We start from the raw sequence: 26485 nt of genomic DNA on the forward strand, positions 1-26485 counted from the left end.
AGAAATGAAGTGGGGACGGTAATGGAAAAGGTTCCGATGCTGGCAGAAGGCTACGAGCGGCTGACCGCCGATCTCAAGGCCCTGCGTGCGGAACGCCCGAAGGTGGTCGACGCGATCGAAGAAGCGCGCGCGCATGGCGACCTGTCGGAAAATGCCGAATATCACGCGGCGAAGGAACGCCAAGGCCAGATCGAAGCGCAGATCGCCGACATCGAAGACCGCGTAACCCGTGCCCAGATCATCGATCCCGCCACTTTATCGGGCGACAAGATCGTGTTCGGTGCCACCGTGACCCTGCTCGATGAAGACGACAAGCCGGTCAAATACCAGATCGTCGGCCAGACCGAAGCCGATGCCGCCAAGGGCCGCATCAGCTACAGCTCGCCCATCGGTCGCGCGCTGATCGGCAAGCAGGTCGGTGACGAGATCGAAGTGACTGTGCCCTCGGGTGATAAGTTCTACCTCGTCGACAAGGTCGAATTCGTCTGAGGTTCGCTTCGGAAGCGGCTCAATCGAGCCGCTTTTCCATCGCATAATTGTGGATCGGCACGCCGCCGATTTTTAAGTCGCGGCGCTGGATCACGGCGTACCCAGCCCGCTCGAATGCGGGCCGGGCGAGTTCGCTCGCTTCGGTGAACAGCCGCGTGAGGCCGTTATTCGCTGCGTGCGTTTCGGCAGCGAGCAAGAGCTGGACTGCAAGCCCTCGACGCGTGTGGTCGGGATGGTTGTAGAGCCGGTCGAGATGACCGTCGGGTTCCAGCAATGCATAGGCCACCGGGCGATCTTCGGCATCTGCGGCAACGAAGATCATCGCGCCCTCGGCAACGCGGCGCCGATACATGTCCGGCCCACTATGCCGTGCAGCCCACGCTTCAATCTGCGCTTCCGAATAAGCCTGCGGGCCTATTTCGCGGATCGCAGCGAGGGCAAGATTGCTCAGAGCGTCGGCATCATCGTCACGGAAAGGGCGGATGGCATAGGCCATCGCTAAGCCTATTCGTCGGGAGTCAGCAGCTTGTGCAGGTGGACGATGACGTATTTCATCTCCGCATCGTCCACCGTACGCTGTGCCTGGCCCCGCCACGCCTCTTCGGCCGCGTCGTAATTGCTGTAAACGCCTACGACATGCACACTTTCGGGATCCTGGAACTCCATAGTGCGCGGGTCGGTGACGCGGCCACCCATCACCAGGTGCAGTTTCTGCTTCGGGGTCGTTTCTTCCATCGGTTCGCTTTCCTTGGGGAGGAGGATTGCAGCGCCCATAGCCAAAGCGGCGCGACAGGCAAAGCCGTCACGCCGCTTATTTGGTCGTCCTGGAAGCGATCAGTGCGGCAGGCGCATTTTCGCTCCGCGGAAGGACCGACCGGCCTTGCGTCCGGCGCGCCGCGCATAATCGTGTGCGGTATCGCGCGCGGTCGAGGCAAGGTACGAGCCTTCACGCTTGGCCTTGCGGGTGTTGCGATCGATGCTGTCGCCGATATCCTCGATCGCATCGCCGCTCGCCTGTTTGACGTCGCCGGCGAAATCGCCTGCGGCATCAATCACGCCCATGGCATAGGCAATTCCGGCCTCGGCGGCATAGCTGGTCAGGTCGGCGGCCCGGCTGCCGAGGCGGCGGCCGGGCTTGGTCATGGCGCCGATCACGATGCCCAATACGGCTACACCAGCGACCGTGGCGACGGGATGTGCCTTGACAAATTCGGTGGCGAGTTCGCCTGCCTCGCGTGCGCTGTCTGCCAGCGAACGTTCTTCGGCGCGTTTTTCACCTGCTTCGATCCGCTCGCGAAGTTCGTCGCGCTTTTCATCGGTGCTCATAGGGGGTCTCCTGTCATTTTCCGGAAATAGGCTTGCGAATTCTCAACGAGACGAAACTTGTTCGGGTTCCGGAAAATCCCCTTCGGTTTCAGCGTCCTCACTATCAGAGGCAAATCCCAGCGTACTCATGATCGGGTTGCGTGCGAACCAGAGCAGCACAGCACCGACGAGCACGGCCAAGACACCCTTGTTGTCTTGGGCGACTTCGCTCGCTTGATCGAAAATTTCCGACGCGCCTTCCTGCAATCGGTCTGCGGCACGGTGCGTCAAACTGCGCGAGCTGAAATCTTCTTTCACGCGCTCCACATCTGCCAGCAGAAGTGCCTTGGCCGCGTCGCGCAATCGACGATCTTCGCGCAATTCGCGTTCATACCACTTCATCGTCATCGCCTTTAAAAAGGGAACCGGCCCCGTCGAAATGGCTTGAAGCCTTCCTTGCCAGAACAATACCGATGACCAGCAGGACGCCGAAAACCACGGCAACCGAACCGAATGCCGTCAACATCGGTGCGAGCGCAATAATCAGTCCCACGACCAGCCCGACGAGTGCAAGGTGAAGAAATGCAAGGGCGCCAAGACTATATGCGAAGCCGCGTTTCGCACTGTGACCCGCGAAACGAAGCCGCGATTTCTGATAGGCCAATTCGGCTTCGACGTACGTCTTACCATCTTCATAGAGCGCAGTGACGTCTTCGGCGAGCGAAGCGTAGGGCGCGTCATCCGCCGGGCCGGTGGCCGGAGTTTCAGGCTCCGGCAGATGCTCGAGTGGGTCGGACTGCGCTTGTCGCGCGGGATCGTCCAGCATTCGCGCAGCCCCCCTTCAGCAGCGATTAACGGCGGAAAAGGCGCGCGAGGATGTAGCCGCCGATGGCTGCGATACCAAGCGCGGTACCAGGGCTTTTCCGCACGAACTCCTTCGTGTCCTCGCCGATTTCCTCGATGCTCTTGGCCTCGAGCTTGGCGGCATTTTCCTGAAGGCTGCGGGCGGCGTTTCGCGCATAGTCGCCATATTTCGGGCCGAACTGGTCGTCGATCTGCGTGGCGTTATCGGCAACCATCTTGCCCAGCGCGGCGAGCGCGTCGCTGGCCTTGGCCTTCCCTTCGACGGCAAGCTCGCCGGCGCGGACCTTTGCTTCGTCGCCATAGGCGCGGGCATCGTTGATGAGATCGCCACGCTTTTCATCGGCCTGGCTGCGATAGGCTCCCACGCGCTCGCCGGCTTCGGCTTTCAACGCGGCAGCGCCTGCCTTGGCTTCTTCCAGAGCAGAGTTGAAGCGCGATTTCGCCTCGTCGCGGTGTGCGGAGGCGGCAATCACTTCGGGCTCCTTCACGGCAGAACCCGACGCAGCGCCGACAGCATCGGCTGCGGCAGCCTTGGGTTTGGTCGAACCCTTGGTCTTGGCTTTGGAGGTGGATTTTTCTGTCGGACTCTTGGCCATGGTCGGATCCCTCGAATTTCTATTCAAACTCAGCGCGATCGGGGGCGATCACGCACTCCTCTCTCGAACGCGCCTTGCACGGATCGGTTCCGCCGCATATTGCGCCCGCATCCCTCGATATGGGGGTGTCTTAGCCTAATACAACACATACAGACTTCCGTCCAGCAACCGGAGCCATACCCCATGACCGCCATCATCGACCTGCATGCCCGCGAGATCCTCGATAGCCGGGGCAATCCGACCGTCGAAGTGGACGTGCTTCTCGAAGACGGCAGCTTCGGGCGCGCCGCGGTGCCGTCGGGCGCTTCGACCGGCGCGCATGAAGCGATCGAGCTGCGCGATGGCGATCAGGGGCGTTATCTCGGCAAGGGCGTCACAAGGGCGGTCGATGCGGTCAACACGACGATCGCCGACACGCTGCTGGGCCTCGACGCCGAAGATCAACGCGATATCGATACAGTGATGCTCGATCTCGACGGTACGCCTAACAAGGCGAAGCTTGGCGCGAATGCTATCCTCGGCACCAGCCTGGCGGTCGCCAAGGCTGCGGCGGCTGCGCGTGGCATGCCGCTGTGGGCCTATGTCGGCGGCGTCTCCGCGCACATGCTGCCGGTCCCGATGATGAATATCGTCAACGGCGGCGAGCATGCCGACAATCCGATCGATATCCAGGAATTCATGGTCATGCCGGTCGGCGCGGACAGCCTTGCCGAAGCGGTGCGCTGGGGCGCGGAGATTTTCCACACGCTCAAGAAGGGCTTGTCGGAAAAGGGCCTGTCGACCTCGGTGGGCGACGAAGGCGGCTTTGCTCCCGACATCGCCAGTACGCGCGACGCGCTCGACTTCATCATGCAGTCGATCGAGAAAGCGGGCTTCAAGCCGGGCGAGGAAGTGGCGCTTGCCCTCGATTGCGCGTCGACGGAATTCTTCGCCGATGGCCGCTATGACCTGGCGGGGGAAGAAGTATCGCTTTCGCCCGAGGAAATGGCGAAATACCTCGCGGACCTGTGCAACGACTACCCGATCCGTTCGATCGAAGACGGCATGGCGGAGGACGATCTCGAAGGCTGGAAAGCGCTGACCGACCTGATTGGCAACAAGGTCCAATTGGTGGGCGACGACCTGTTCGTCACCAATTCGGAGCGTCTCGCCATGGGTATCGACAAGGGACTCGCCAATTCGCTGCTGGTCAAGGTCAACCAGATCGGCACGCTCAGCGAGACGCTGGAAGCCGTCGATATGGCGCACCGTGCCGGCTACACCTGTGTGATGAGCCACCGCTCGGGCGAAACCGAGGATGCGACCATCGCAGACTTGGCCGTCGCCACCAATTGCGGGCAGATCAAGACCGGCTCGCTGGCGCGGTCGGACAGGCTGGCCAAATACAACCAGCTTATCCGGATCGAGGAAGAGCTGGGCAACAGCGCGCATTATGCCGGTGCGGCGTGCTTTGGTCGTCTGGCCCGCTAGGTTCTAGTTTGGAGGTGCGAACTGCGGCCGCTTCGTGGGGCGCATGATCGCGGCTTCGGGATGGGCGGCCGCAATATGCACGTCCATCCGATTGACCTGATCGAGCGTGCATTCGAGATCGGGATTAACTCGAAAATCAATGCGTCGCCCGGGCGAGATACGGGATCGGGCGTGCTACCGGACGGAGAAAGTCGCCAGATGCGATCAAACGACCGTCTGCGATCCTTGCTCGACCAGGAATTCCTTGATCGTCATCTTGGCTGGACCCGACAGCGCAACGAGGACCCTGCGCCTGTCGTTTTTGTCCGCGCTGCGTGCGATTAGGCCGAGCTGTTCAAGCCGGGACAGGTAGCGAAGTGCCGTAGTTGCCGGTACGCAGGCAGCGACGCAGGCGCTCGACACGGAGACCGCCTTGCCTTTGCAACTGGCGATGTAGAGATCGAGCAGGATGTCCCATGCCGGATCGCCGAACAGGTCCGGCACTCCGAACAATTCTTCGCGGCGGCGCCTCAGCCGATAGATTTGCGATGCCGCCCGACCGGTCGGCCCGATATCAGCAATAGAAGCGGCATCCTCTCCATCATCGCCTTTTGCGTAGGACCGCGGCGTTTTTCGGTTGTTCTTGGCGCCCGTGGGCATTCGGCAGTCCAGAGCTGGTAATTGATAATTGCAACCCTTCCCGGGCTATGCAGAATTACTTAGCTGGCTTGCCGCGTTGCGGTTGTGAATTTTGGTCCATGTTGGACCAGCCTGTAACGTCCGTCGGATGGCGAAATAACCATGGCTCGCAGAATTCTGCCGCTTCTGGCGCGAAATCTGGCGCTCGCCCAACGTGGAAGAGACTGGACCGTTTTGGAGAGATTACGCCTGTCGGAGACATCGATACTCCGATGCCCCCACCTGATCGCAATTTTCCCGTTACGCATTGATAGGTGGAAATTACTTCCATAATGTCGAGACAGGGAGAGTGTATGGCGGAGTTTCCAACCCATCCCGACCACGTCACACCGGCATGGTTGAGCGGGGTTCTGGCCGACGAGGTGAGCGACGTGCGCTGGGTGCCGATCGGCACCGGGCAGGTCGGCGACAGCGTGCGCTTCACCTTCAGGGACGCCGGAGGCTCCGAGCGCTCACTGGCTGCCAAGTTCCCCGCCGCCGACCAGACGAGCCGCGCAACCGCCGCGACGTTCGGCCTCTACACCAAGGAAGTCGGCTTCTACGATGATATTGCCGCGCACCTCGGCGTCCGCATACCGAAGGTGCATTTCTCGGCCGTCAGCGATGACGGCAGCGATTTCATCCTGTTGTTCGAAGATCTGGGGCCTGCGCGCGGTGGCGACCAGATTGCCGGGTGTTCGCTGGCCGACGCCGAAGCTGCGATCCGGCAGGGCGCAGCGATTCACGCCCCGAGCTGGCACAACGACGCTGTGCTCGAACTCGAGTGGGTCGCCCCTAAAGCTGAGATGAGCGCGCAGGTGAGGGCGCTTTACCCACAGGCGCAGGCGATCTGGCGCCAGCGCTATGCCGACAGTCTCGAGCAGGAGTTTATGGAGATTTGCGAGGGGGTTGCTGCCGCAGCCGAAACGCTGTTCGACGGCGTGCCGGAGCCGGTCTGCGTGGTGCATGGCGATTTCCGTCTCGACAATATGCTGTTCGACATAAGGGGCGGCGCAGAACCGATCGCGGTGCTCGACTGGCAGACCGTCACGCTAGGCAACCCCATGACCGATATCGGCTATTTTATGGGCTGCGGCATCGGCGACGAACTGCGCAAGGCTCACGAGCGCGAGCTGCTCGATCTCTATCGCGCAGAGATGGCTGCATGCGGCGTATCCTTGTCACACGACGATATCTGGGACGATTACCGGCGCGGCGCGATCCATGGCATCACGACTGCCGTTTTCAGCGCCGCTTTCGTCGAGCGAACCGAGCGGGGCGATGCAAATTTCCTGTCCATGGCGCGCGGGGCGTGTGCCCTGGCGCTGGCGCACGACAGCCTCGGCGCACTTTAAGGAGTCATGACATGGTGCTGAGCAAGGGCGATGAATTCCCGATCCACCAGACGCCGGAACCGGTCGCCTATTCGGGCACCGACCGCAATTTCTACGACCGCTATTTTTTCAACGGATACGCGCCCGACGGCACTGGTTTTTTTGCGCTGGCCTTCGGCGTCTATCCGCATCTCGATGTGGCCGATGCGCATTTCTGTGCGATCCGCGAGGGCAAGCAACACTGCCTTCACGCGAGCAAGGAATTGGCGATGGAGCGGATGGACCTGTCGGTCGGCCCGATCCGGATCGAGGTCATCGAGCCGCTTCAGTCCTTGCGGCTGATTGTCGAAGAAACCGACGGGATTGCTGCCGACATCACCTTCACCGGCCGTGCGTTCCCGATCGAGGAGCCGCGCTTTATCCACCGCCATGGCCCGCGCGCGTTCATGGACTATACGCGCATGACACAGAACGGCAGCTTCACAGGATGGATCAGCGTCGATGGCGAGCGACAGGAGATCGCTTCCGGCACGTTCGGTACACGCGATCGCAGCTGGGGTGTGCGCCCCATCGGGACACGGGACATGCAGCCGATACCCGGCAATCCGCTTCCGGCCTTCTTCTGGCAATGGACGCCAATCAATTTTCCCGACGGGAGCCTGTTTTTCCACATCAACAATGACAGCCAGGGCAGGGCCTGGAACACGCGCGCGGCGTGGGCTCCGGAAGGTGCTGGCGTGGAGGATCTCGCGGAAGGCGTCGGCAGCATGCGAACGCGGCTTGATGCGGGGACCCGGTGGCCGAGCGGTGGAACCTTGTCACTGGCCTTGAAAGGTGCCCCGGAAGAAGTGACCTTCGAACCCCTCGGCCGCTTCCAGATGAAGGGCCTTGGCTATACCCATTCGACCTGGGGCCACGGCCTGCATCACGGTGCACTCAAGGTCGAGCGCGAGGATATAGATCTCGACACGGTCGACCCGCTGGCACCGGAGAACCTGCATGTGCAAGCGATCGTCGCGGCGCAGGGCAGCGATGGCCGCGAAGGCATCGGCATTTTCGAACAGCTGATCATCGGGCCGTTCGCGCCGCTGGGCTTGAAGGAGTTTCTCGACGGGGCCGAGTAGCTCGCGTCAGGCTCCGAAGCGGTCCTGCAACTTGAGCAAGGCGATGGCGGCCTTGGCCGCTTCGCCGCCCTTGTCCTTCCGCGCGGGGTCGGCCCGCTCCAGAGCCTGCTCTTCATTCTCGGTCGTCAGGATACCATTGCCGATAGCAATGCCATCCATCGTCAGCGCGAGGATGCCGCGGGCACTTTCGCCGGCGACGATCTCGAAGTGATAGGTCTCGCCGCGGATCACGACACCGATGGCGACGAAGCCGTCGAACTCGCCGTTTTCCGCCGCCATGGCGATCGCGCCCGGCACTTCGAGCGCGCCGGGGACGGTCAGCACCTCAGCCTCATGCCCCTCCGCCTCGAGCGCGGCGCGGGCACCGGCCACAAGCATATCGTTGAGATGGTCGTAGAAACGCGCTTCGACGATCAGAAAACGGGCCATGAATTACTCCGGGATGGACTTGTGATCGACGATATTGAGGCCGTAGCCTTCGATCGCCACCACATTGGGCTGTGAATTGCTGAGCAGGATCATGTCGTGGACGTCGAGATCGGCGAGGATCTGAGAGCCGATGCCGACATTGCGGACTTCGTCATCGTCGCTGTAGCTGCCGGTAGCCTGACGCCCGGTAATGATCACAATGACGCCCGAGCCATGTTCTCCGATCGCCTGCATCGAGCGCTGGAGCGTGCGCTTGCGCTCGCCGGGCTGGCCGAGGACATCGTCGAAGATCGAAATGGGATGGACGCGGGCGAGGGTAGGTTCGCCGGGTACGACATGCCCTTTCTGCAGCACATAATGCTCGCGCCCGTCGATCGAGTTGCGGTAGACCGCCATCTTCCACTGTCCGCCATAATCGCTTTCGAAGTCGCGTTCTTCGATGCGCTGGACCAGGTGATCGTGGCGCATGCGGTACTCGATCAGGTCCCGGATGGTGCCGATCTTCAAATCGTGCTTGCGCGCGAAAATAATGAGATCGTCGAGCCGGGCCATGGAGCCATCCTCGTTCAGGATCTCGCAGATCACGCCCGAGGGGTTGAGACCGGCGAGGCGGGAGATATCGACCGCCGCCTCGGTATGGCCGGCACGAACGAGAACACCGCCATCGCGCGCAGTCAGCGGGAATACATGACCTGGGGTGACGATGTCGTCCGGGCCCTTGGTGCTGTCGATGGCCACCGCGACGGTGCGCGCGCGATCGGCGGCGGAGATGCCGGTGGTGACCCCTTCCTTGGCCTCGATAGAGGTGGTGAAGGCGGTCTGCATGCTTTCGCGGTTGTTGCGGCTCATCGGCTCTAGCCCGAGCTTCTTCACCCGCGCTTTGTCGAGCGCGAGACAGATCAGGCCACGCCCGTGGGTGGCCATGAAATTGATCGCCATGGGCGTCGCCATCTGGCCGGGAATGATGAGATCGCCTTCGTTCTCGCGATCCTCGTCATCGACCAGGATATACATCCGCCCGTTGCGCGCTTCGTCGATGATCTCCTCGATTCCGACAAGGACGGGGCGGTCGTCGTTCTGGATAAGGAAGTTCTCGAGCTTGCCAAGCGTCTCGGTCGTGGGGTTCCAATCCGGCTCGCTGGCATCGCGCAGGGTGTTGGCGTGGAGGCCCGCTGCGCGTGCCAGACCGGCCTTGGTCATAGTGCCGGACGAAACAAGGTCGCGCACACGTTCGATAATCGATGAACTCATGCGCAGACCGTATCACATTTGAATGTGACTACAAGCCCGCATGATGTGATCCTGCGTGTGAAAAGCTGCGCGCTAGGTCGACACGGTCCACGCAGCGCAGCGATATACGAAGAGGGAGAATGGTGGACGCACTAGGGTTCGAACCTAGGACCCGCTGATTAAGAGTCAGCTGCTCTACCAACTGAGCTATGCGTCCACGCTACCGGTATCCGGCAGGGCCCGATTGACGGGAGGCGCGTCATTTAGCGATTTGCAGCCTGGGTGCAAGGGCTAAGTCGACATAAAACCGCGCGGGGCGCTGGAGCGGTTCCAGCGGTTCACCATCATCAGGCTGCCGATACAGATCATGTTGGTCAGCATGGACGAACCGCCGTGGCTCATGAAGGGCAGCGGAATACCCACCACGGGCGCAAGGCCCATCACCATCATCAGGTTGATCGCGATGTAGAAGAACATCGTCGCGACCATTCCCGCGGCCAGTAACTTGTCGAAGCGCAAAGTCGACTGGCGTGCGACCCTGAGCCCCCAGGCGAGGATCAGCCCGAACATGACGATTACGAACAGGCCGCCGAGCAGGCCCCACTCTTCCGCCATGGTGGCGAATACGAAATCGGTATGCGGCTCGGGCAGGTAGTTGAGGTGGCTTTGCGAGCCTTCGTTGAAACCCTTGCCAGTCCACCCCCCCGATCCGATCGCGATCTTCGACTGCGTGATGTGATAGCCCGTACCGAGCGGGTCGCTCTCCGGATCGAGGAAGGTGTTTACCCGCTTCTGCTGGTACGGCTGCAGGGCAAAAAAGTAGGCGAGCGGGATGACCGCCGCCGCCGCTGCTCCGCCTGCCACGAACCAGCGCATGGGCAGTCCAGCGAGAAACATTACGACTGCCCCGCCGAAAGCGATGGCGAGCGATGTACCGAGATCCGGTTGCATCAGGACCAGAGCCATCGGCATGCCGATAAGGACCGCGGCGGGAACGAGCGCGCGCCATGTTGCAATCATACCCACAGGCAGACCATCGTAGAACTTGGCCAAGGCCACGACGAGCACGGGCTTCATGATCTCGGATGGCTGCAACCGCATGAAGCCCAGTTCGAGCCAGCGCTGGCTGCCGCCGCCCAGTGTCCCGACGATTTCGACCGCGAGCAACAGGATCAGGGTAACGCCATAGGCCGGATATGCTGCGAACTTCACGAAGTCGCGCGGCATGACCGCGATGATCGCCGCCATTACTAGGAATACACCGAAGCGCAGGAAATGGGAGCTGGCGAAAGGGCTAAAACTGCCGCCAGCAGCCGAGAAAAGCACTGCCCCACCGAAGGAGGTCAGCAATATCAGCGGGATAAGCATGCCCCAAGGCTGGCGCGCGATAGGCGCGGGGATGACCGAATTCACCGGTTCCCCCCGGCCGGCTCGGTGCCGCGCGCGCTCTCGTTGCGACTGATGCTGGCTTCTTGCCCCAGAGCCTCCGCCTGTTGCGCGGCCATGCGCGCTTCGGCGTCGACCCGGTCGAAGATCTCTTCGGCGCGCCGGGGCGCCGGCTCGACCTCGGCACCGCGTTCGGCGGCATAGGCGGCATATTTGCGAACCAGGCGCTGCTGGGCAGTGCCGCCCCATTGCTCTTCCAGCGCATTCAGCGCCTCAAGACCCTTCGCCGGGTCGAACAGGAACGTCATCACGTCACGCGCGATGGGGTAGGCGGCGCCCGATCCACCGCCGTGCTCGATCACCACGGCGCCAGCATATTTCGGCTTGTCGAGCGGCGCGAAGAATACGAACAGGCCATGGTCGCGATATTTCCACGGGCCCGAACGGCCGTCGGATATGCTCAGGCTGACCACCTGCGCCGTCCCTGTCTTGCCCGCCATTTTGACCTCTTCGAGCGGCAGCCGCGCACGTCCGGCCGTACCGGGACCGTTGACGACGTCGCTCATCGCCTGCCGGACATGTGCGATATGATCCTGCGAAAAGCCGAGACTGGCGGGTTGGGGTGTTTTGCCGTCGAGGGTCAGGCGCGGCATCAGTGCCTTGCCGGTTGCGAGACGCGCAGACATGACCGCCAATTGCAGCGGGCTGGCGAGATAATACCCCTGACCGATACTGGCATTGACTGTATCGAAGGCGCGCCAGGGATCGCCGTACTTCTCTTCCTTCCATGCGGGGCTCGGAACGGTGCCGTAGAACTGGCTCGTCACGGGTAAAGGAAATTCCTGGCCCAGCCCCATCTTCTTGGCGAAGGCGGCGATTTTCTCAAAACCGACCTGCTGGGCGAAATGATAGAAATAACTGTCGCAGCTCTGGTAGATGGCCTTGGCCATGTCGACGACGCCGTGGTTGCTCCAGCAGTTGAAGAAGCGATTGCCGATCCGCCGGCCGCCGCCGCACACGATGGTCTCATCGGGGCTGATGCCTTCCTGCAGGAACTCCATGCAGTGCATCGGCTTGATCGTCGATCCGGGCGGATAAAGGCCCTTGAGCACCTTGTTGCGGAGCGGCACGCGCTCGTCCTCGCGCAGCATGGCGTATTCGACGCTGCCGATGCCTTCGGAGAAACTGTTGGGGTCGAAACTCGGCATCGAAGCCATGCAGAGCAGGTCGCCCGTGTCGCAATCCATCACGACGACCGAACCGCTTTCGAGACCGATCCGGCGCGCGGCATAGTCCTGAAGCGGACCGTCGATGGTCAGCTTGACGGGATTGCCTTGCACATCCGGCCGGGTGCTGAGGTCTCGCACGATACGGCCCGAGGCGGTTACCTCGACCCGGCGCGCCCCGGGCTCGCCGCGCAGGGTTTGCTCGAATTGCTTTTCCAGCCCGTCCTTGCCGATCTTGTAGCCGGGCGTAATCAGCAGCGGATTGCGATCCTCTTCATACTCCTCCGCCGACGCGGGGCCGACATAGCCGAGCAGGTGTCCCACCGAGGGGCCGGTGGGATAGAAGCGAGAAAAACCCCGCTGCGGAACGACGCCGGGCATGTCGGGGACGCGCAGCGAGACGGCAGCGAACTGCTCATAGTCGAGGCCGCTGGCAATCTCGATCGGTGCATAGCCGCGCGATTCCTCGATTTCCTTGCGCAGGTCGCGCATGCGGTTTGCGTCGAGATCGAGCAACTCACCCAGTTCGTTCAAGGTCTCCATCTTGTCGGTCATCCGCTCGGGGATGATATCGACACGAAAGTCGGCGCGGTTGGAGGCGAGGGGGGCGCCGTTGCGGTCGAGCAGCCAGCCGCGCCGCGGCGGGATCAGCGTCAGGTTGACGCGGTTGCTCTCGCTTTCGACCGCGTAACGTTCATTTTCCGCGATCGCGATATAGCCCATCCGCACCGCGAGCAGCGTGCCGATGCCGAGACCGAGTGTGCCGAGCGTGAAACTGCGGCGGTCGAAGCGATCTTTCAGGGTATTGGAACTGACGGGAAGGTGCGACGAGCCGAGAGCCATCAGCCGATAACCCTCACGCGCAAGAGCCGGAGCCTGTCGAGACCTGCCACCATGACAGCGATAATGGGGAATACGAAAATCGACAGCAAGGCCTGCGGCACAAGCCCGATCAGCATCGGCATGGAGACGTCGGCGCCCGAAAGGATGGCCCCGATTGTGAGAAAGGCAAGGAGGATCAACGTGGCCATGGCCCAGTCCTGCGCGAAATCACGCCACGGGAAGCGTGCTTCGATGGCTTCGATTGCAATCAATGCGAGCGAGTAAAGGACGATAGAGCAACCGAATGGCTGGCCGCTGAACAGGTCCGCCCAGAGACCGAGCGGGAAGCCGGCCCAGACCGGCAGGACACCCGGTCGCACCAGGCGCCAGCCAAGCAGGAAGAGGAAGCCGAGCGGCGGGACCAACGGGATCGATGCGGTCACAACGAAGAAGGGCAGGACACTGGCGATAAGGATCGAACCCCAGGGAATGATCGTCAGAAGTAAAGGGGAGTGGTCGCGATTTATCCGGCGACCGTACTGATCGGCCCGGGCCTTCTCGGCGAGGCGTTCCATTACTCGCCCGCTCCGTCGTCGCCGAGTTCTTCCTCGATAGGCACACGTGCGCTTTCAACCGTCTGCTCTTCCCAGATCTGCTCGACCGAGACGAAGTCGGTGGCGGCGGGATCGCTGATGATCCGGGCGATGGCACCATCGTCGGTAATCTGGTCCACCATGGCAACGGCGACATTGGGCCGAAAGAACCCGCCCGCACCGCTGGTCACGAAAATGTCGCCCTTTTTGAGCGGATTGATGCCGAGATTGATCAGGCGGATGTTGATAAGCCCGTCGCCGCGCCCCTCCGCGAAGGCTGCGACATTGTCCTTCACGCGCCTGACCGGCACTACGCTTTCGCTGTCGGTCAGCAACAAAACGCGTGCCGTATTGTCCGATACTTCGAGTACCCGCCCGACGAAACCGCGCGGCGCTCGCACCGGCATGCCGGGCTGCACTCCATCGGCACTCCCTGCACCGATATAGGCGAAGCGCCGCGTGCTCGCGGCAGAGGAACCGACCAGGCGCGTCACGGCAATGGGCGGTGCATCCCTGTCGGCAATTTCGAGCAATGCGCGCAGGCGGTCGTTTTCCTGCTCGAGCGCCTTGGCTTCGGCCAGCCGGATGCGTGCCAGTTCGACTTCGCGGCGAAGGGTTGCATTCTGGCTGCCGGCTTCGAGATAGCCTTGCACCGCCTCGATGAAACTCTGGCCTTCGTCCCGCGCCACGGCTGTCGCCCGGCCCGGAGGCGCGACGACTTCGGCTGCGCCCCCGCGCAAGCCGGAAAAGGCATTGGGGCTGAGCAGGGAGACGAGCAACAGGACAGCACCGATCACCGCGCCGATCGCGGCGATAACATATCCCGTAAACTGCCCGTATTGCGCCCTGCGAGAATGCCCCGAGCGCCGTGACGAAGGCGGCGCCATGTCCTGCCTCCTTCGCCTTAGGCGGTCATCAACACGCCGCGGTAGATCGGATCTTCCATCGCGCGCCCGGTGCCGACCGCGACGCAGGACAGCGGGTCCTCAGCGATACTGACCGGCAGGCCGGTCTCTTCACGCAGATGATCGTCGAGCCCGGCGATCAAGGCTCCGCCGCCGGTAAGGACGATGCCTTGGTCGACAATGTCGGCTGCGAGCTCTGGTGCGGTGTTCTCCAGCGCAATCCGCACGCCTTCGACAATGGCACCGATCGGCTCGCTCAGGGCCTCGGCGATGTGCGCCTGATTGATAGTGATCTCTTTCGGAACGCCATTGACGAGGTCGCGGCCCTTGATGGTGATCGTTTCGCCGATCCCGTCCGCGGGGGCGACGGCGATGCCGTAATCTTTTTTGATTCGCTCGGCCGTGCTTTCGCCGATCAGCAGGTTGTGGTGTCGCCGGACATAGGAGACGATCGCTTCGTCCATCTTGTCACCGCCGGTGCGGACAGAGGTCGTATAGGCCAGTCCGCGCAGCGAGAGGACAGCGACTTCGGTCGTGCCGCCGCCGATATCGACGACCATCGAACCCACAGGTTCGGTCACCGGCATGTCGGCGCCGATCGCAGCCGCCATCGGTTCGAGGATCAGGTAGACCTGCGAAGCACCGGCGTTCGACGCGGCATCGCGGATCGCGCGGCGTTCGACCGAGGTCGAGCCGGACGGCACACAGATCGTGATCTCGGGATAGCGGAACAGGCTCTTCTTCCCGTGCACCTTGCGGATGAAGTGCTTGATCATTTCCTCGGCGATTTCGATGTCGGCGATCACACCGTCGCGCAGCGGGCGGATCGCCTCGATGCTGTCCGGGGTCTTGCCCATCATCATCTTCGCATCGTCGCCCACGGCCTTGACGCGCTTGATCCCGTTGATCGTTTCGATGGCAACCACCGACGGTTCGTTGAGGATAATGCCCTGGTCCTGCACGTAAACCAGAGTGTTGGCGGTGCCCAGGTCGATGGCCATGTTCTGGGAGCCGAATTTCAGGAGGTTGGAAAAGAAACTCATCGCGGTCGGAAATCCGTAAGCTTATGCGCGGGATGCCTCGCAAAGTTGCGAAAAAGGCAATCCCTGATGGTGGGGACGAGGTCCCTTACCGAGTCGCGCCGCAAAAGGCCAAGAATTTATCCCCAGTTCCGGTGCAAAATTCGCACCTCGGCTCGAAATCCAAGCGGCTCGTCGTTAGGTTGCGCAAATGCCGACTATTCGCCGCCTTCCCGAAGCCCTCGTCAACCGTATTGCCGCGGGTGAAGTGGTAGAGCGTCCTTCGGCGGCGCTCAAGGAACTGGTCGAGAATGCCGTCGATGCCGGTGCCACGCGGATTGCCGTTCACCTGATCGATGGCGGGCTGACGCGGATCGAAGTCACCGACGATGGCTGCGGTATGGATCCGGCGGCGATGGAACTGGCGCTGGAGCGACACGCAACGTCCAAACTACCCGACGATTTGATCGGTGAGGCGCAGGCGATCGAACGGGTGGCGACGCTGGGTTTTCGGGGCGAGGCCCTGCCATCGATCGGCAGCGTTTCGCGCTTTGCTCTGGAAAGCAGGCCGCACGGTTCGGAGCAGGGCTGGCGACGGGTCGTCGATCACGGCACTTTGGTAGAGGAAGGTCCTGCCGCGCTTCCACCGGGAACGCGCGCCCGGATCGAACAGGTTTTCGCCAAGGTGCCCGCACGGCGCAAGTTCCTGCGCACGCCGCGCAGCGAGTACGGCGCCTGTCTCGACGTCATCCGCCGCCTTGCCATGGCACGGCCCGACATCGGCTTCACGCTCGATCATGGCGAACGACGGGTCTTCGCGCTGCAACCGGGTGAAGAACTGCCCGATCGCGTCGCGCAAATCGTCGCGCCCGAGCTCAAGGACAATGCCGTGCTGCTCGACATGCAGCGCGATACGATGACGCTGACCGGGATCGCAGGCCTACCGACCTACAATCGCGGCGTTGCGGATCACCAGTACCTGTTCGTCAACGGGCGTCCGGTGAAGGATCGCCTGCTGGTCGGCGCGGTGCGCGGGGCCTATTCGGACATGCTGGCGCGTGACCGGCATGCGGTGCTGGCGCTCTTCCTCGACCTGCCTTCCGAGGATGTCGATGTAAACGTTCACCCGGCCAAAACCGAAGTACGCTTCCGTGATGCTCAGGCCGTGCGCGGGTTTATCGTATCGGGTCTGAGGCAAGCGCTCTCGACCGGCGACAGACGAAGCGCGCAGGGGCCGGACCGCACGGCGATGAAGCGCTGGCAGCAGGAGCCTGTCAGGGAAGAACCATCACCGGCGCTTCGCTCCATCTTCGAAGGCCGCGGCTGGAGCAAGCCCGGCACAGGGGTCCGCGAACCCTCGCACGAATGGCACAGCCACGAAGGCGAGGTCATCGCTTCACCGCAGGGTAGGGCGGTTGAAGCAGAAGACATCGCCGCGGATGCGAAACAGCATTTTCCGTTGGGTGTGGCGCGGGGGCAGGTCGCCAATACCTACATCGTGGCCGAGGCCGCGGACGGGCTGGTGCTGGTCGATCAGCACGCTGCGCATGAGCGGCTTGTGCTGGAAAGGCTCAAGGCCGCCGGAGCGGGCGAGGCGGTTTCCCGGAGCCAAGCGCTGTTGATGCCCGAAGTCGTCGAACTGGACGAGCCGTCCTGCGACCGACTCGAAAGCGCTGCCGAGAAGCTCGACGCCATGGGTCTTTCGATCGAGCGTTTCGGACCCGGCGCGATGCTGGTTCGGTCGCTGCCACACGCGCTGGCAGGCTCCAACCCGGGCAAGCTGCTGCAGGATATTGCCGACGACCTCGCCAAGCATGGCGATGCGCTGTGGCTCGAGGAGAAACTCGATCTCGTTCTAGGGACCATGGCCTGCCACGGTTCGGTCAGGGCGGGGCGCACCCTGCGGGTCGACGAGATGAACGCGCTGCTGCGCGAGATGGAGCGCACGCCGCGTTCGGGCCAGTGCAATCACGGGCGCCCGACATGGGTCAAGCTCAGTATGGAAGACGTCGAGAAACTGTTCGGGAGGCATTGATGCGCTTGGTTTGTATTGCTCCCGTCCTCATCATCTCTGCCTGTACGGAACCGGAGATGAGCGAGGCCGAGCGGCAGGAGATCGTGGCGGACGTCAAGGACGCGCAGATCGTGCCGGCGGAAGAGATTTCGCTCGACGCGATCGATTTCGCGGACATCGAACAGGCCGACATTTTCGGTGCCGGTTGCAACTTCCTGCGGCCCAGGGTCTCCGGGCGGAGCGACCTGCTCTTCATCGGCATGGAGGACATCGGAGCGATCAAGCTAAACGGCCGGCTCCAACGGCTCGCCCCGGACAAGGGTTCGACGAAATTGCCCTATCTCGGTTGGACGAAGTACGACGGGACGACCCATTCGGTGCGCCTCTCGCTGAACGAACGTTCGGGACGGCAGACCGGCGAGGAAGTGACCGATTACAACGGCTCGATCACGCTGCGCGACGGGCGTGACCGGATCGTCTTTGAAGATCGCGGCACCGTCCAGTGCGGCGCGTAGCTGCTTAGAGTGTCGGGCGCAGCAGCATCCAGACCGCCATACCGACCATCGCCAGGTTCTCGCTCAGGGATATGAAACCGAGCGGTACGTCGCCGCTGCCGCCGACGCAGGCGCATTTGATGTCGCGCTTTTGGATATAGACCGCGTAGAACACGCTCACCGCGCCGATGGTGCCGATAGTGAAGGCGACCGGGATCGATATCCACGGTAGCACGCGGCCGGCCATCAGGACCGCAGCCGTCGCCTCCAGATACGGGTAGAGGTAGGCGTAAGGCACCCAGCGCTGGCCAAGCAAATCGTAACCGACGAACATCGTCGAGAATTGCTCGACATCCTGCAATTTAAGCATCGCCAGCATGGCCATGGAGAAAGCGACGAACCATTCCACGCTACGGATGGTGAACGGCGTGCCGAATGCAAACTGGCTGAGCGACAGTGCCAACGCGAGGCCCACCGCAAAGACCGCCAAGACCGGGCGATAGCTCTTGCCGCCTGTATCCTTCTCCTTGCCGAAATGCTTGCGCAGCGCGTCGTATCCGCCGATGCGCTCGCCATCGATGAAGGTCTGCGGCGTCGTCTCGACGCCATGCTTCTCCTTGAATGCGTCCGTCTCTTCGCGCGTCGTCAGGTGATGGTCTTCGACGTCAAATCCCTGGCTTTCCAGCAACCATTTGGACTTCGTTCCGTAGGGACAGACATGCTTGTCCATCACCATGCGATAGAGTTTTGCGGTCTTGCTCATAGGGCCGATATATACCCCTGGGGGGTATCATGCAATCAGGCGCGGAAGGCGGGTACTCGGCCATCGCTGTCAAGCTCCGGAATGATCCGATAGCGCGCCAGGACGAGACTGAAGAGGCCGAACATCAACAGGCCAACACCGACAAGGGTAAACCAGATGCCTTCGCCCGCGAGTGAAGCGACTGCGCTTCCCAGCGTCTTGACCTGCTCGGCCCCGCCGGAGAAAAACCCGGCCTGGATCAGCGACCACCCGATGATGGCATAGACCACGCCGCGCGCCGCAAAGCCCGCGCCACCGAGCATGCGCGTAAAATCGGGCGCGCTTGCCGAAATGCGGTTCATGAAGCTGCCGGTGAAGGCTTTCTTGAACTGGTTGAACGAAGCAAGGCCGAAGGCGATGCCGAGAATGCCAAGCACCACGCCGCCGAGTTCGACCGACAGGACGCCGGCAGCCGCTTCTTCCGCGCCGCCGGAACCGCCACCTGAGCCACCGCTCGAATTCGCATATTGGAAAGCACTGTAAGCGAGGGCCAAGTGGCCGATGGCGCTACCGGCATGGCCGATGCGCTTGCCCCAGCCCTTGGCGTCGGACCCGCTGTTCTCGATGTCGAAAAGGGGGGAGCAAAATCTGAACAGGGCGTAGGCGATCAGTCCCAGAACCATGATCCAGAGGATCACGGTGCCCGCCGGAAAATCCTCGATCGCGCGAAAGATGCCGTCGGTTCCCTGACTGATCTTTCCCGCGCTGGTCAGCACGATGAGACCGAGGACGCCGTACAGCATCGCGCGGCTGAAATAACCCACACGGACGAACCAGTTGAACTTTTCCGACTTGTCTACCACGCTCACTCTCCCCGAATTGTCTCTCGGGGAATGCTACGAGCGAGGGCCGGTAAAGGTCCCTAAACGTTGAATTTGAAGAGCATTACGTCGCCGTCTTGGACGAGATATTCCTTGCCCTCCTGGCGTAGCTTGCCCGCTTCACGCGCTGCCGCCTCGCCACCCAGCGAAACGTAGTCGTCGTAAGCAATGGTCTCGGCGCGGATGAAGCCCTTTTCGAAGTCGGTATGGATTTCACCCGCCGCTTGCGGGGCCTTGGCGCCGGTCGGGAAAGTCCACGCCCGCGATTCCTTGGGGCCAGCGGTGAAGAAAGTCTGCAAACCCAGCAGCGTGTATCCGGCGCGGATTACCCGGGCGAGGCCGCTTTCCTTGAGGCCCAGTTCTGCGAGATATTCGGCGCGGTCTTCTGGCTCCATGCCGACCAGCTCGGCCTCGATCGCGGCGGAGACGACGACCGCCTGTGCGCCCTCGGCATCGGCCTTGGCAAAGACTTGGGCCGACAGGTCGTTACCCTCGGCCGCATCTTCCTCGGCGACATTGCAGACATAGAGCACCGGCTTCGCGGTCAGTAACTGCGCCTGCTGGAAGATGCGCGCTTCCTCGTCGTCCTTCGGCTCGGTCAGCCGCGCCGGTTTGCCTTCGCGCAGCAATTCCAGCGCCTGACCGAGCACGCTGGCGGTCAGCTTGGCTTCCTTGTCCCCGGCGGTGGCGCGTTTCTCCGCGTTGGGCACGCGCTTTTCGAGGCTTTCGAGGTCGGCCAGCATCAGCTCGGTCTCCACCACTTCGGCATCGGCCAGCGGATCGACGCGGTTGCTGACATGCTGGATGTCGTCATCCTCGAAGCAGCGCAGGACGTGCACGATGGCATCGACCTCGCGGATGTTGCCGAGGAACTGGTTGCCGAGGCCTTCGCCCTGGCTCGCCCCTTTGACGAGCCCCGCGATGTCGACGAAGGCGAGCTGCGTGGCGATCACCTTGGCCGACTTGGCGATGGCGGCGATCTTGTCGAGCCGCTCGTCAGGCACCGCGACCTGCCCGACATTGGGCTCGATCGTGCAGAAGGGATAGTTCGCAGCCTGCGCGGCCTGCGTCTCGGTCAATGCATTGAACAGGGTGGACTTGCCGACATTCGGCAGGCCGACGATCCCGCAACGGAAACCCATCTCATACTCCGGAAAACTGTGTGGCGCGCCCCTTAGCGGGATGCCCGCCCGATGGCTAGCGCCTGTGAACGGCGGTAATCATCGGCCCCAGCCGGCTCTCGCCCAGCCAGGCGACCTGGGTATCCGCCGTCACGTCGTTGATGCGGATCTGCGGGATGTTTCCGCCGCTGACCGGCTTACGCAGGGGCCGGGTGCCGGCAGGCATGGCCATAATCGCGGCGATGGCGCGGGGAATGTCCATCGGATCGGCGTCGCGGCCTGAACCGTCTTCCTCGCCCATGCGGGCCACGACTTGCGGATAGCCCGAAGTGTGGACTTTGGATGCTCGCTCTTTCAGCGCCTTGGTGTGGATATTGCGGTTGACCCAGACCTCGGTCGGATAGCCGCCCGGCTCGATGATGGTCACGTCGATATGGTGCGGCACCAACTCGTAGGCGAGCGCCTCGCTCATAGCTTCGAGCGCAAACTTAGTCGGCGAATAGTGCCCGCTGTAGGGCACGATAACGCGGCCCAGCTGGCTGCTGATCTGGTAGATCTGGCCGCCGCCTTTCTTGCGCATGCCGGGCAGGACCGCGCGAACCATGCGGTGGCAGCCATAGACATTTGTGTCGAATATCAGCTTGGTGGCTTCCATGTCCTGCACTTCTATCGGGCCGGACACGCCGATCCCGGCATTGTTGACCAGCACGTCGATCGGCCCGCCATTGATCCGCTCGGCTTCTCCGACCGCGCCTTGGGTGTGCTCGTCGAGCAATACGTCGAGCTCGAGGATATGGATGTCGAGATCGTCCGCTTCGGCGACTGCCTTCAGTTCATCGGCCTCCGGACGGGGGAGGTTGCGCATGGTGGCGAAGACTTTCGCACCGAGCCGCGCGAAGTGTTCGGCGCTCAGCCGCCCGAAGCCGCTGGAGCAACCGGTGATAATCACACTTGTGCCGACGAGGTCCGGCGTCGCTTCGACCTTGTCTTGTTGCGCATAGCCGGCGGTGGCAGCGATCGCGCCGGTTGCAGCGGCACTGGCGAGCAGGGTGCGGCGGGTGAGGGCGGTCATCTATCTCTCTCCAATTCGGCCAGCCAGGCATCGAGTGCCTGCGGTGTCTCGAACCGCAAGATGCGCGCATCCGTGCCCCGCAGCAAGCCCTCGGTTCGCGGTCGGGCATGATGGTTCCATCCGGCGATATAGCGGAAGAACGCCCAGTCGAAGCGTTCGGGGCACCCTTCGCCCATGTCGGGCCGGGTCCGGCCGCGTAAGCTCCACACACGCTGGGCCGCGCGCCAGAGGCACAGGCGGATCGGATAGTCGAGATAGACCACGGTATCTGCACGGGAGAGCCGCATTTCCATGGTCGAGCCGTAATTGCCGTCGATCAACCAGCGATCCTGCGTGATGATCGGTGCGAGGGCGGCAAGCAGTTCTTCCTTGGTGCCTTCGACCCAACCCGGCTTCCAGTGCAACTTGTCGAGGTGTGTGAGCGGCAAACCGAGCAGCGCTGCCAAGCGGTGTGACACTGTGCTTTTCCCGGCACCGCAGGGGCCGATGACCATGACCCGTTTCACATTCGGTCACATTCTGCGAAATGTTCGGGCCCGGCGTGGCGCAAGACCGCGCCCCCGCCGATCCTTGCAGTGGAGAAAATGCCTGAGCGCGGTCCGGTAAAGCGGAAGTCCAGCTCGCTGCCTTCAGTATTGAGCGCGTTCATCGGCATGGCAGGTTGCCATTCGTTTGCAATGCGGCAGGACAGGTATAGATCGCCGCTGGGGCTGAGGTTGGTCGCGCGTCCCGAAGCCTCGAACACCATCATGGAATTGTCGGGTGAGAGGGCCAGGTTCCATTCCCCGCCCGGCGAATTGATAGCCGGGCCCAGCGCGACGACCTGCCAGCCCCGATCGGTCTCGACTGCGCGATAGATGTCACCCTGACCCGGGCCGCCATCGCGCATGGAGGAAAAGTACAGCGAACCGTCGGCGGCGATCTGCGGGCTTGCCTCGTACCCCGGCGTATTGACGGGATCGGGCAAGGGCGCAGTGTCCAGCCAGCGTTCGCCGTCCCAGTTCGCACACCAGATGTCGGCGCTGCGGACGAAGCAGCCGCGCCGCGAGGCTGGGTCCCACGAGAAGTCGCGGCCGAGATGGCTGCCGGTGCCGAAGGTGACTTGTTCAGCCGCTCCCGTTCGGAACGGAAACCGCAGCATTTCCGAGCTGGCATCGGTCCCGAAAGGGCCGTTCATCCGCGACAGATACCATCCGTCGGGCCCGCGCGTGAGGCCGAAATCCGGGCGTTCGGACTGGAAGCGCGCAAGGTCGATCTGTTTGGAAGGTTGCGAAATCGCGCAGGCCGCACAGGCCAATCCGATGAAAAGAACGAGGCTCCGGTTCACGCCTGCAGTCGCAGCGCGATGTCGCTCATGAAGCGCGCATCATCACCCTTGGCCAGCCATTCGGCCTCCGCGCCGATCGCGCCGAGCATCTGCACGAGATCGTCCTGTTCCGCCTTGGCATAATTGCCGAGCACATGGCCGGTGACCCGGTCCTTGTGGCCCGGATGGCCGATACCGATCCGGATACGGCGAAAGTCCTCGCCGATATGGCGGATCGTCGAGCGGATGCCGTTATGCCCTGCCGCCCCGCCGCCGCGTTTCACCTTGATCTTGAAGGGTTCGAGGTCGAGCTCGTCGTAGAAGACCGTCACGTCCTGCGGTTCGAGCTTATAGAAGCGCATGGCTTCACCGATCGCGCGACCGCTTTCGTTCATGAAAGTGCCGGGCTTGAGCAGGAGCACCTTCTCCGAGCCGATGCGGCCCTCTTGGACCCAGCCCTGGAACTTTTTCTGCACCGGCTCGAACCCGTGCATCTCGGCGATGACATCGCACGCCATGAACCCGACATTGTGCCGGTGCAGCGCGTATTTCGGTCCGGGATTTCCGAGGCCTGCCCAAATTTGCATCGCGTCCCTCTAGTGCGGCTCACGCAAAAAGGAAAACGCCGGACTGGTCTCCCAGCCCGGCGCCTTGGTGATGTGCGTGCGATGAAGCGCGGGCTTAGTCGTCGCCCTTGCTCTCTTCGCCGTCGCCGTCTTCGCCTTCCTGCTCGGTAGCGGGGACTGCATCGGCATCGACTTCTTCGCCGTCTTCCTCTTCTTCAGACCCTTCAGCCTTCTTCAGAGCCGACGGAGCGACCAGAGTCGCGATGGTGAAGTCGCGGTCGGTGATGGCGCTCTCGCTACCCTCGGGCAGCGTGATCTCGCTGATGTGGATCGAATCGCCGACTTCCTTGCCAGTGACGTCAATCTCGATCTCGCCCGGGATCTTGTCGTTCTCGCAAACGAGTTCGAGCTCGTGGCGGACCACGTTGAGAACGCCGCCCTTCTTGAGGCCCGGCGAGGCTTCTTCGTTCATGAAGACCACGGGGACGCTGACTTCGATCTTGCCGCCCTTGGCAAGGCGGAAGAAATCGGCATGTTCCGGCCGGTCGCTGACCGGGTGGAGCGCGACGTCTTTCGGCAGCGTGCGTACGGTCTTGCCGCCGATTTCGATTTCGACGATCGAGTTCATGAAGTGGCCGGTCATCAATTGCTTGATGAGCAGCTTCTCCTCGACGTGGATCATCGTGGGTTCTTCCTTGCCGCCATAGATCACGGCGGGGACACGGCCTTCGCGACGAAGTGCTCGGGAGGCTCCCTTGCCAGCCCGTTCGCGCGCTTCGGCCGGCAGGGTCAGAGCGTCGCTCATGTCACATACCTTTCGAATTGCTTGTTGGTTCGGTTTCCGGAAACATGTGCCACGCCTCCAGGGATGACCATGGCGTTTCCGAAGGGCGCGCCCTTACGGACAAGCGCGTGGCGATGCAAGCGATTTAGCGCAGACGGGTGGCGGTAAAGCCTTGGGCTTCCAGCAGCTCGACCAGTCCACTCGACCCCACCAGATGCGCCGCACCGACCGCCACGAGCGGACGCCGTTCGCCCGCCAGCATACGATCGAGGCTACGGGACCAGGCGAGGTTGCGCCGCGTGAGCAAGGCCTCACGCACCTCCGGGTCGGCGAGGATGCCTTTCGATGCTTCCGCCGCCAGCGCCTCGGCATCCCCCGAAAGCCACAGGCGCGCGGCCTCGGGCGGCACGGTCTGCTCGTCCTGCGCCTGTTCGATCACGGCATTGAGCATGGCGCGCTGGTCTTCCTCGGCGAGGCTATCGAAGATACGGAACTGGCGTTCGGCGCCTTCGAGCTCGACAACGCCGCGACCCCGAAAAGCGCGGATCAGCGCCTTGTCGACGCCGTTCTCGCTCTTCATCCCGTTGCGGATCGCTTGCGCCAGCATCAGCGCGGCGCCCCAGCTTTCGAAAGTGCGGTAGTCTTCGTCTGACAAGGCAGTGCGGTCGATCAGCTCGTCGAGTTCGTCGCGCAATTGCGGCTCGACCCGCTGGCTTAGCGGAGGATGCCCGGCCGAATGCGCGAACTGGGTGAACTGGCGCGAAATCGCCGCTCCGTCGTCCAGCGCGGCAACTTCGACCACGAGGTAGTCGGCGCTGCGGATGGCATCGTCGATTGCATCGCCGCGCCATTCTATACCGTCGGGCAGGGCATGGATTGTGCCGTAGAGCCAACCTTCGACTTCGCCATCGGCCGATGTCAGTTCCCACAACAGCGGATTGACCGGAGGATCGGCGGGCGGGTCCCCGGCAGGTTCGCCGCAGCCCGTCAGCGCCAATGCTGCCAGGCCAGCGAGGATGAATTGCCGGATCATTGCACCCGGGTAATTGTGAAGCCGCGCTCAGTCAGCAATTCCTGCACGCTCTTCTGGCCGGCGAGATGACCGGCACCGACGGCGATGAAGACCGTCCCCGGCTCGTCCATCCGGTCGTCGATCCAGACGGCCCAGTTGGCATTGCGTTCGTGCATCAGGCGCTCCATCAGCACGGGGTTCTCAGCCACACCCTCATTCATGATTTCGGCCAGCGCGTCGGCATTGCCTTCGATCCATTCCGCGACCATGCGATCGATATAGGGCTTGAGCTCGTCGATCATTTCGGCCGCCTGGACGAGATAATCGACCTGCGCTTGCTGCGGCAATTCGTCGAAGATCGAAAGCTGGAATTCGATGGTCTCCAGCGCAGCGCGCTTGATCTCCCTGTCCGTTTCCTTTTCGAGCACCTTCTCGACGCCGTCTTCGGGCGAATAGCCTTCCTTCATCAGCGGCAGGATGCTGAGGTTGAGCGCGCCGAACCAGGGTTCGAAGCGGTCGAAGGCGGCCACCGGTAGGCCGAGCCTCGTCATGGCGGTCTCGTAAGTCGCTTTCTGCTGCTCGTTCATCAGATCGCGCACGCTCGAGCCTTCGGGCAGCATGCCCTTCTGCATCACGATCGCCTGCGTCTTGGCGCCGATCTCGGGGGTCATGAGAACCTCCGTTACCAGTTCGTCCGAACTGTCGAGCGCGGTGTCGATTGCCGGAGTGAACCACGGTTGGTCTTTGGGCAGCACATGGACCGTCCCGAACAGGTAAATCGTCGTGTCCTCGTCGGCGAGTTTCCACAGTGCCGGGCCGCCCATCTCGACGTCGCTGGCAGGAACCCTCGTCGATGCGACGGGGGAAGGCAGCGACTGCGTCTGCGCGCAAGCGGCACTGGAAGCCAAGAGCAGAAGGCCGGTTGCGGCGGAGGCGAATGAGGATTTCGGGAAGGTCATGGCGAGCCTTTGATGGAATAGTGATGTCGCCAATCTGAATAGCCGAGATCGCGCCATAGTCCCAAGCGCAATCTCCCGCAGAGCG

General features: G+C 62.6%; 30 protein-coding genes and 1 tRNA gene. 6 read left to right on the forward strand and 25 right to left on the reverse strand.

Going from position 1 to position 26485, the window contains the following annotated elements:
• The first annotated feature begins 21 nt into the window (after nt 1–21).
• Nucleotides 22–489, forward strand: coding sequence for a transcription elongation factor GreA (gene greA, locus EL2594_RS05640; RefSeq protein WP_011414068.1), 468 nt, complete (start codon nt 22–24; stop codon nt 487–489).
• A 19-nt stretch (nt 490–508) separates the two neighbouring features.
• Here greA and EL2594_RS05645 read toward each other — a convergent pair whose 3' ends face one another.
• The 6 genes from EL2594_RS05645 to EL2594_RS05670 form a co-directional block, all read right to left on the reverse strand.
• Nucleotides 509–985, reverse strand: a complete 477-nt coding sequence (locus EL2594_RS05645) for a GNAT family N-acetyltransferase (protein WP_011414069.1) — start codon at nt 983–985, stop codon at nt 509–511.
• Nucleotides 986–993: 8 nt separating this feature from the next.
• The gene (locus tag EL2594_RS05650; RefSeq protein ID WP_041685720.1) at nt 994–1224 is read right to left on the reverse strand and encodes a DUF4170 domain-containing protein; all 231 of its coding nucleotides are present in this window, start codon (nt 1222–1224) and stop codon (nt 994–996) included.
• A gap of 99 nt (nt 1225–1323) precedes the next feature.
• Nucleotides 1324–1815 (reverse strand): hypothetical protein, encoded by a 492-nt coding sequence (locus EL2594_RS05655; protein ID WP_011414071.1) that lies wholly within the window; start codon nt 1813–1815, stop codon nt 1324–1326.
• 42 nt (nt 1816–1857) lie between these two features.
• Complete coding sequence (locus EL2594_RS05660; RefSeq protein ID WP_011414072.1) at nt 1858–2196, reverse strand: hypothetical protein; 339 nt, start codon at nt 2194–2196, stop codon at nt 1858–1860.
• Complete coding sequence (locus EL2594_RS05665; RefSeq protein WP_011414073.1) at nt 2183–2620, reverse strand: phage holin family protein; 438 nt, start codon at nt 2618–2620, stop codon at nt 2183–2185. Before EL2594_RS05665 ends, EL2594_RS05660 begins: the two co-directional genes overlap by 14 nt.
• Nucleotides 2621–2645: 25 nt before the next feature.
• Nucleotides 2646–3254, reverse strand: coding sequence for a hypothetical protein (locus tag EL2594_RS05670; protein WP_011414074.1), 609 nt, complete (start codon nt 3252–3254; stop codon nt 2646–2648).
• Between the two features lie 183 nt (nt 3255–3437).
• Here EL2594_RS05670 and eno point away from each other — a divergent pair, with 183 nt between their 5' ends.
• Complete coding sequence (gene eno, locus EL2594_RS05675; protein WP_011414076.1) at nt 3438–4724, forward strand: phosphopyruvate hydratase; 1287 nt, start codon at nt 3438–3440, stop codon at nt 4722–4724.
• 204 nt (nt 4725–4928) lie between these two features.
• On the opposite strand, the gene EL2594_RS05680 is transcribed toward eno, so the two are convergent.
• On the reverse strand, nt 4929–5363 hold the full coding sequence (locus EL2594_RS05680; protein ID WP_011414077.1) for a hypothetical protein: 435 nt from the start codon (nt 5361–5363) through the stop codon (nt 4929–4931).
• A 332-nt stretch (nt 5364–5695) separates the two neighbouring features.
• Here EL2594_RS05680 and EL2594_RS05685 point away from each other — a divergent pair, with 332 nt between their 5' ends.
• Nucleotides 5696–6736 carry a phosphotransferase gene (locus tag EL2594_RS05685; protein WP_011414078.1) on the forward strand — a complete coding sequence of 347 codons (1041 nt, stop codon included), beginning with the start codon at nt 5696–5698 and terminating at the stop codon, nt 6734–6736.
• Nucleotides 6737–6747: 11 nt separating this feature from the next.
• Nucleotides 6748–7839: a hypothetical protein gene (locus EL2594_RS05690; protein ID WP_011414079.1), complete on the forward strand. Its 1092-nt coding sequence runs from the start codon at nt 6748–6750 to the stop codon at nt 7837–7839.
• Nucleotides 7840–7845: 6 nt separating this feature from the next.
• Here EL2594_RS05690 and ribH read toward each other — a convergent pair whose 3' ends face one another.
• From ribH to EL2594_RS05730, 8 genes are all read right to left on the reverse strand, one after another.
• Nucleotides 7846–8268, reverse strand: a complete 423-nt coding sequence (gene ribH, locus EL2594_RS05695) for a 6,7-dimethyl-8-ribityllumazine synthase (RefSeq protein ID WP_011414080.1) — start codon at nt 8266–8268, stop codon at nt 7846–7848.
• Nucleotides 8269–8271: 3 nt separating this feature from the next.
• On the reverse strand, nt 8272–9519 hold the full coding sequence (gene ribB / locus EL2594_RS05700; RefSeq protein ID WP_011414081.1) for a 3,4-dihydroxy-2-butanone-4-phosphate synthase: 1248 nt from the start codon (nt 9517–9519) through the stop codon (nt 8272–8274).
• 120 nt (nt 9520–9639) lie between these two features.
• A tRNA-Lys gene (locus tag EL2594_RS05705) sits at nt 9640–9715 on the reverse strand.
• A gap of 74 nt (nt 9716–9789) precedes the next feature.
• Nucleotides 9790–10911: a rod shape-determining protein RodA gene (gene rodA / locus EL2594_RS05710; protein WP_011414082.1), complete on the reverse strand. Its 1122-nt coding sequence runs from the start codon at nt 10909–10911 to the stop codon at nt 9790–9792.
• Complete coding sequence (gene mrdA / locus EL2594_RS05715) at nt 10908–12953, reverse strand: penicillin-binding protein 2 (protein ID WP_011414083.1); 2046 nt, start codon at nt 12951–12953, stop codon at nt 10908–10910. The genes rodA and mrdA overlap by 4 nt, the downstream gene beginning before the upstream one ends.
• Nucleotides 12953–13507, reverse strand: coding sequence for a rod shape-determining protein MreD (mreD, locus tag EL2594_RS05720; RefSeq protein WP_011414084.1), 555 nt, complete (start codon nt 13505–13507; stop codon nt 12953–12955). Before mreD ends, mrdA begins: the two co-directional genes overlap by 1 nt.
• Nucleotides 13507–14412: a rod shape-determining protein MreC gene (gene mreC, locus EL2594_RS05725; protein WP_011414085.1), complete on the reverse strand. Its 906-nt coding sequence runs from the start codon at nt 14410–14412 to the stop codon at nt 13507–13509. The genes mreD and mreC overlap by 1 nt, the downstream gene beginning before the upstream one ends.
• A 17-nt stretch (nt 14413–14429) precedes the next feature.
• Entirely contained in the window at nt 14430–15473 is a 1044-nt protein-coding gene (locus tag EL2594_RS05730; RefSeq protein WP_011414086.1) for a rod shape-determining protein, read from the reverse strand.
• Nucleotides 15474–15660: 187 nt separating this feature from the next.
• Between EL2594_RS05730 and mutL the strand changes: the two genes are divergently transcribed.
• Both mutL and EL2594_RS05740 read left to right on the forward strand, forming a co-directional pair.
• Nucleotides 15661–17484 (forward strand): DNA mismatch repair endonuclease MutL, encoded by a 1824-nt coding sequence (gene mutL, locus EL2594_RS05735; RefSeq protein WP_011414087.1) that lies wholly within the window; start codon nt 15661–15663, stop codon nt 17482–17484.
• Between the two features lie 56 nt (nt 17485–17540).
• Nucleotides 17541–17978 carry a hypothetical protein gene (locus EL2594_RS05740; RefSeq protein ID WP_011414088.1) on the forward strand — a complete coding sequence of 146 codons (438 nt, stop codon included), beginning with the start codon at nt 17541–17543 and terminating at the stop codon, nt 17976–17978.
• A 4-nt stretch (nt 17979–17982) separates the two neighbouring features.
• On the opposite strand, the gene EL2594_RS05745 is transcribed toward EL2594_RS05740, so the two are convergent.
• From EL2594_RS05745 to EL2594_RS05790, 10 genes are all read right to left on the reverse strand, one after another.
• Nucleotides 17983–18720 carry a glutaredoxin family protein gene (locus EL2594_RS05745; protein ID WP_011414089.1) on the reverse strand — a complete coding sequence of 246 codons (738 nt, stop codon included), beginning with the start codon at nt 18718–18720 and terminating at the stop codon, nt 17983–17985.
• A 35-nt stretch (nt 18721–18755) separates the two neighbouring features.
• Nucleotides 18756–19562: a DUF1206 domain-containing protein gene (locus tag EL2594_RS05750; protein WP_041685727.1), complete on the reverse strand. Its 807-nt coding sequence runs from the start codon at nt 19560–19562 to the stop codon at nt 18756–18758.
• A gap of 59 nt (nt 19563–19621) precedes the next feature.
• Nucleotides 19622–20722 (reverse strand): redox-regulated ATPase YchF, encoded by a 1101-nt coding sequence (ychF, locus tag EL2594_RS05755; RefSeq protein ID WP_011414091.1) that lies wholly within the window; start codon nt 20720–20722, stop codon nt 19622–19624.
• A gap of 55 nt (nt 20723–20777) precedes the next feature.
• Nucleotides 20778–21773 (reverse strand): SDR family oxidoreductase, encoded by a 996-nt coding sequence (locus tag EL2594_RS05760; RefSeq protein WP_011414092.1) that lies wholly within the window; start codon nt 21771–21773, stop codon nt 20778–20780.
• The gene (locus EL2594_RS05765) at nt 21770–22231 is read right to left on the reverse strand and encodes a topology modulation protein (protein WP_233994319.1); all 462 of its coding nucleotides are present in this window, start codon (nt 22229–22231) and stop codon (nt 21770–21772) included. The genes EL2594_RS05760 and EL2594_RS05765 overlap by 4 nt, the downstream gene beginning before the upstream one ends.
• A 44-nt stretch (nt 22232–22275) precedes the next feature.
• The gene (locus EL2594_RS14875; RefSeq protein ID WP_011414094.1) at nt 22276–23100 is read right to left on the reverse strand and encodes a PD40 domain-containing protein; all 825 of its coding nucleotides are present in this window, start codon (nt 23098–23100) and stop codon (nt 22276–22278) included.
• The gene (gene pth, locus EL2594_RS05775; protein WP_011414095.1) at nt 23097–23666 is read right to left on the reverse strand and encodes an aminoacyl-tRNA hydrolase; all 570 of its coding nucleotides are present in this window, start codon (nt 23664–23666) and stop codon (nt 23097–23099) included. The genes EL2594_RS14875 and pth overlap by 4 nt, the downstream gene beginning before the upstream one ends.
• Before the next feature lie 94 nt (nt 23667–23760).
• Nucleotides 23761–24450, reverse strand: a complete 690-nt coding sequence (locus EL2594_RS05780) for a 50S ribosomal protein L25/general stress protein Ctc (RefSeq protein ID WP_011414096.1) — start codon at nt 24448–24450, stop codon at nt 23761–23763.
• A 124-nt stretch (nt 24451–24574) separates the two neighbouring features.
• On the reverse strand, nt 24575–25462 hold the full coding sequence (locus EL2594_RS05785; protein WP_011414097.1) for a TraB/GumN family protein: 888 nt from the start codon (nt 25460–25462) through the stop codon (nt 24575–24577).
• Nucleotides 25459–26400 carry a TraB/GumN family protein gene (locus EL2594_RS05790; protein WP_011414098.1) on the reverse strand — a complete coding sequence of 314 codons (942 nt, stop codon included), beginning with the start codon at nt 26398–26400 and terminating at the stop codon, nt 25459–25461. The genes EL2594_RS05785 and EL2594_RS05790 overlap by 4 nt, the downstream gene beginning before the upstream one ends.
• Between the last annotated feature and the right edge of the window lie 85 nt (nt 26401–26485).

It is taken from the genome of Erythrobacter litoralis HTCC2594, from assembly GCF_000013005.1.
Lineage (GTDB): Bacteria > Pseudomonadota > Alphaproteobacteria > Sphingomonadales > Sphingomonadaceae > Parerythrobacter > Parerythrobacter litoralis_A.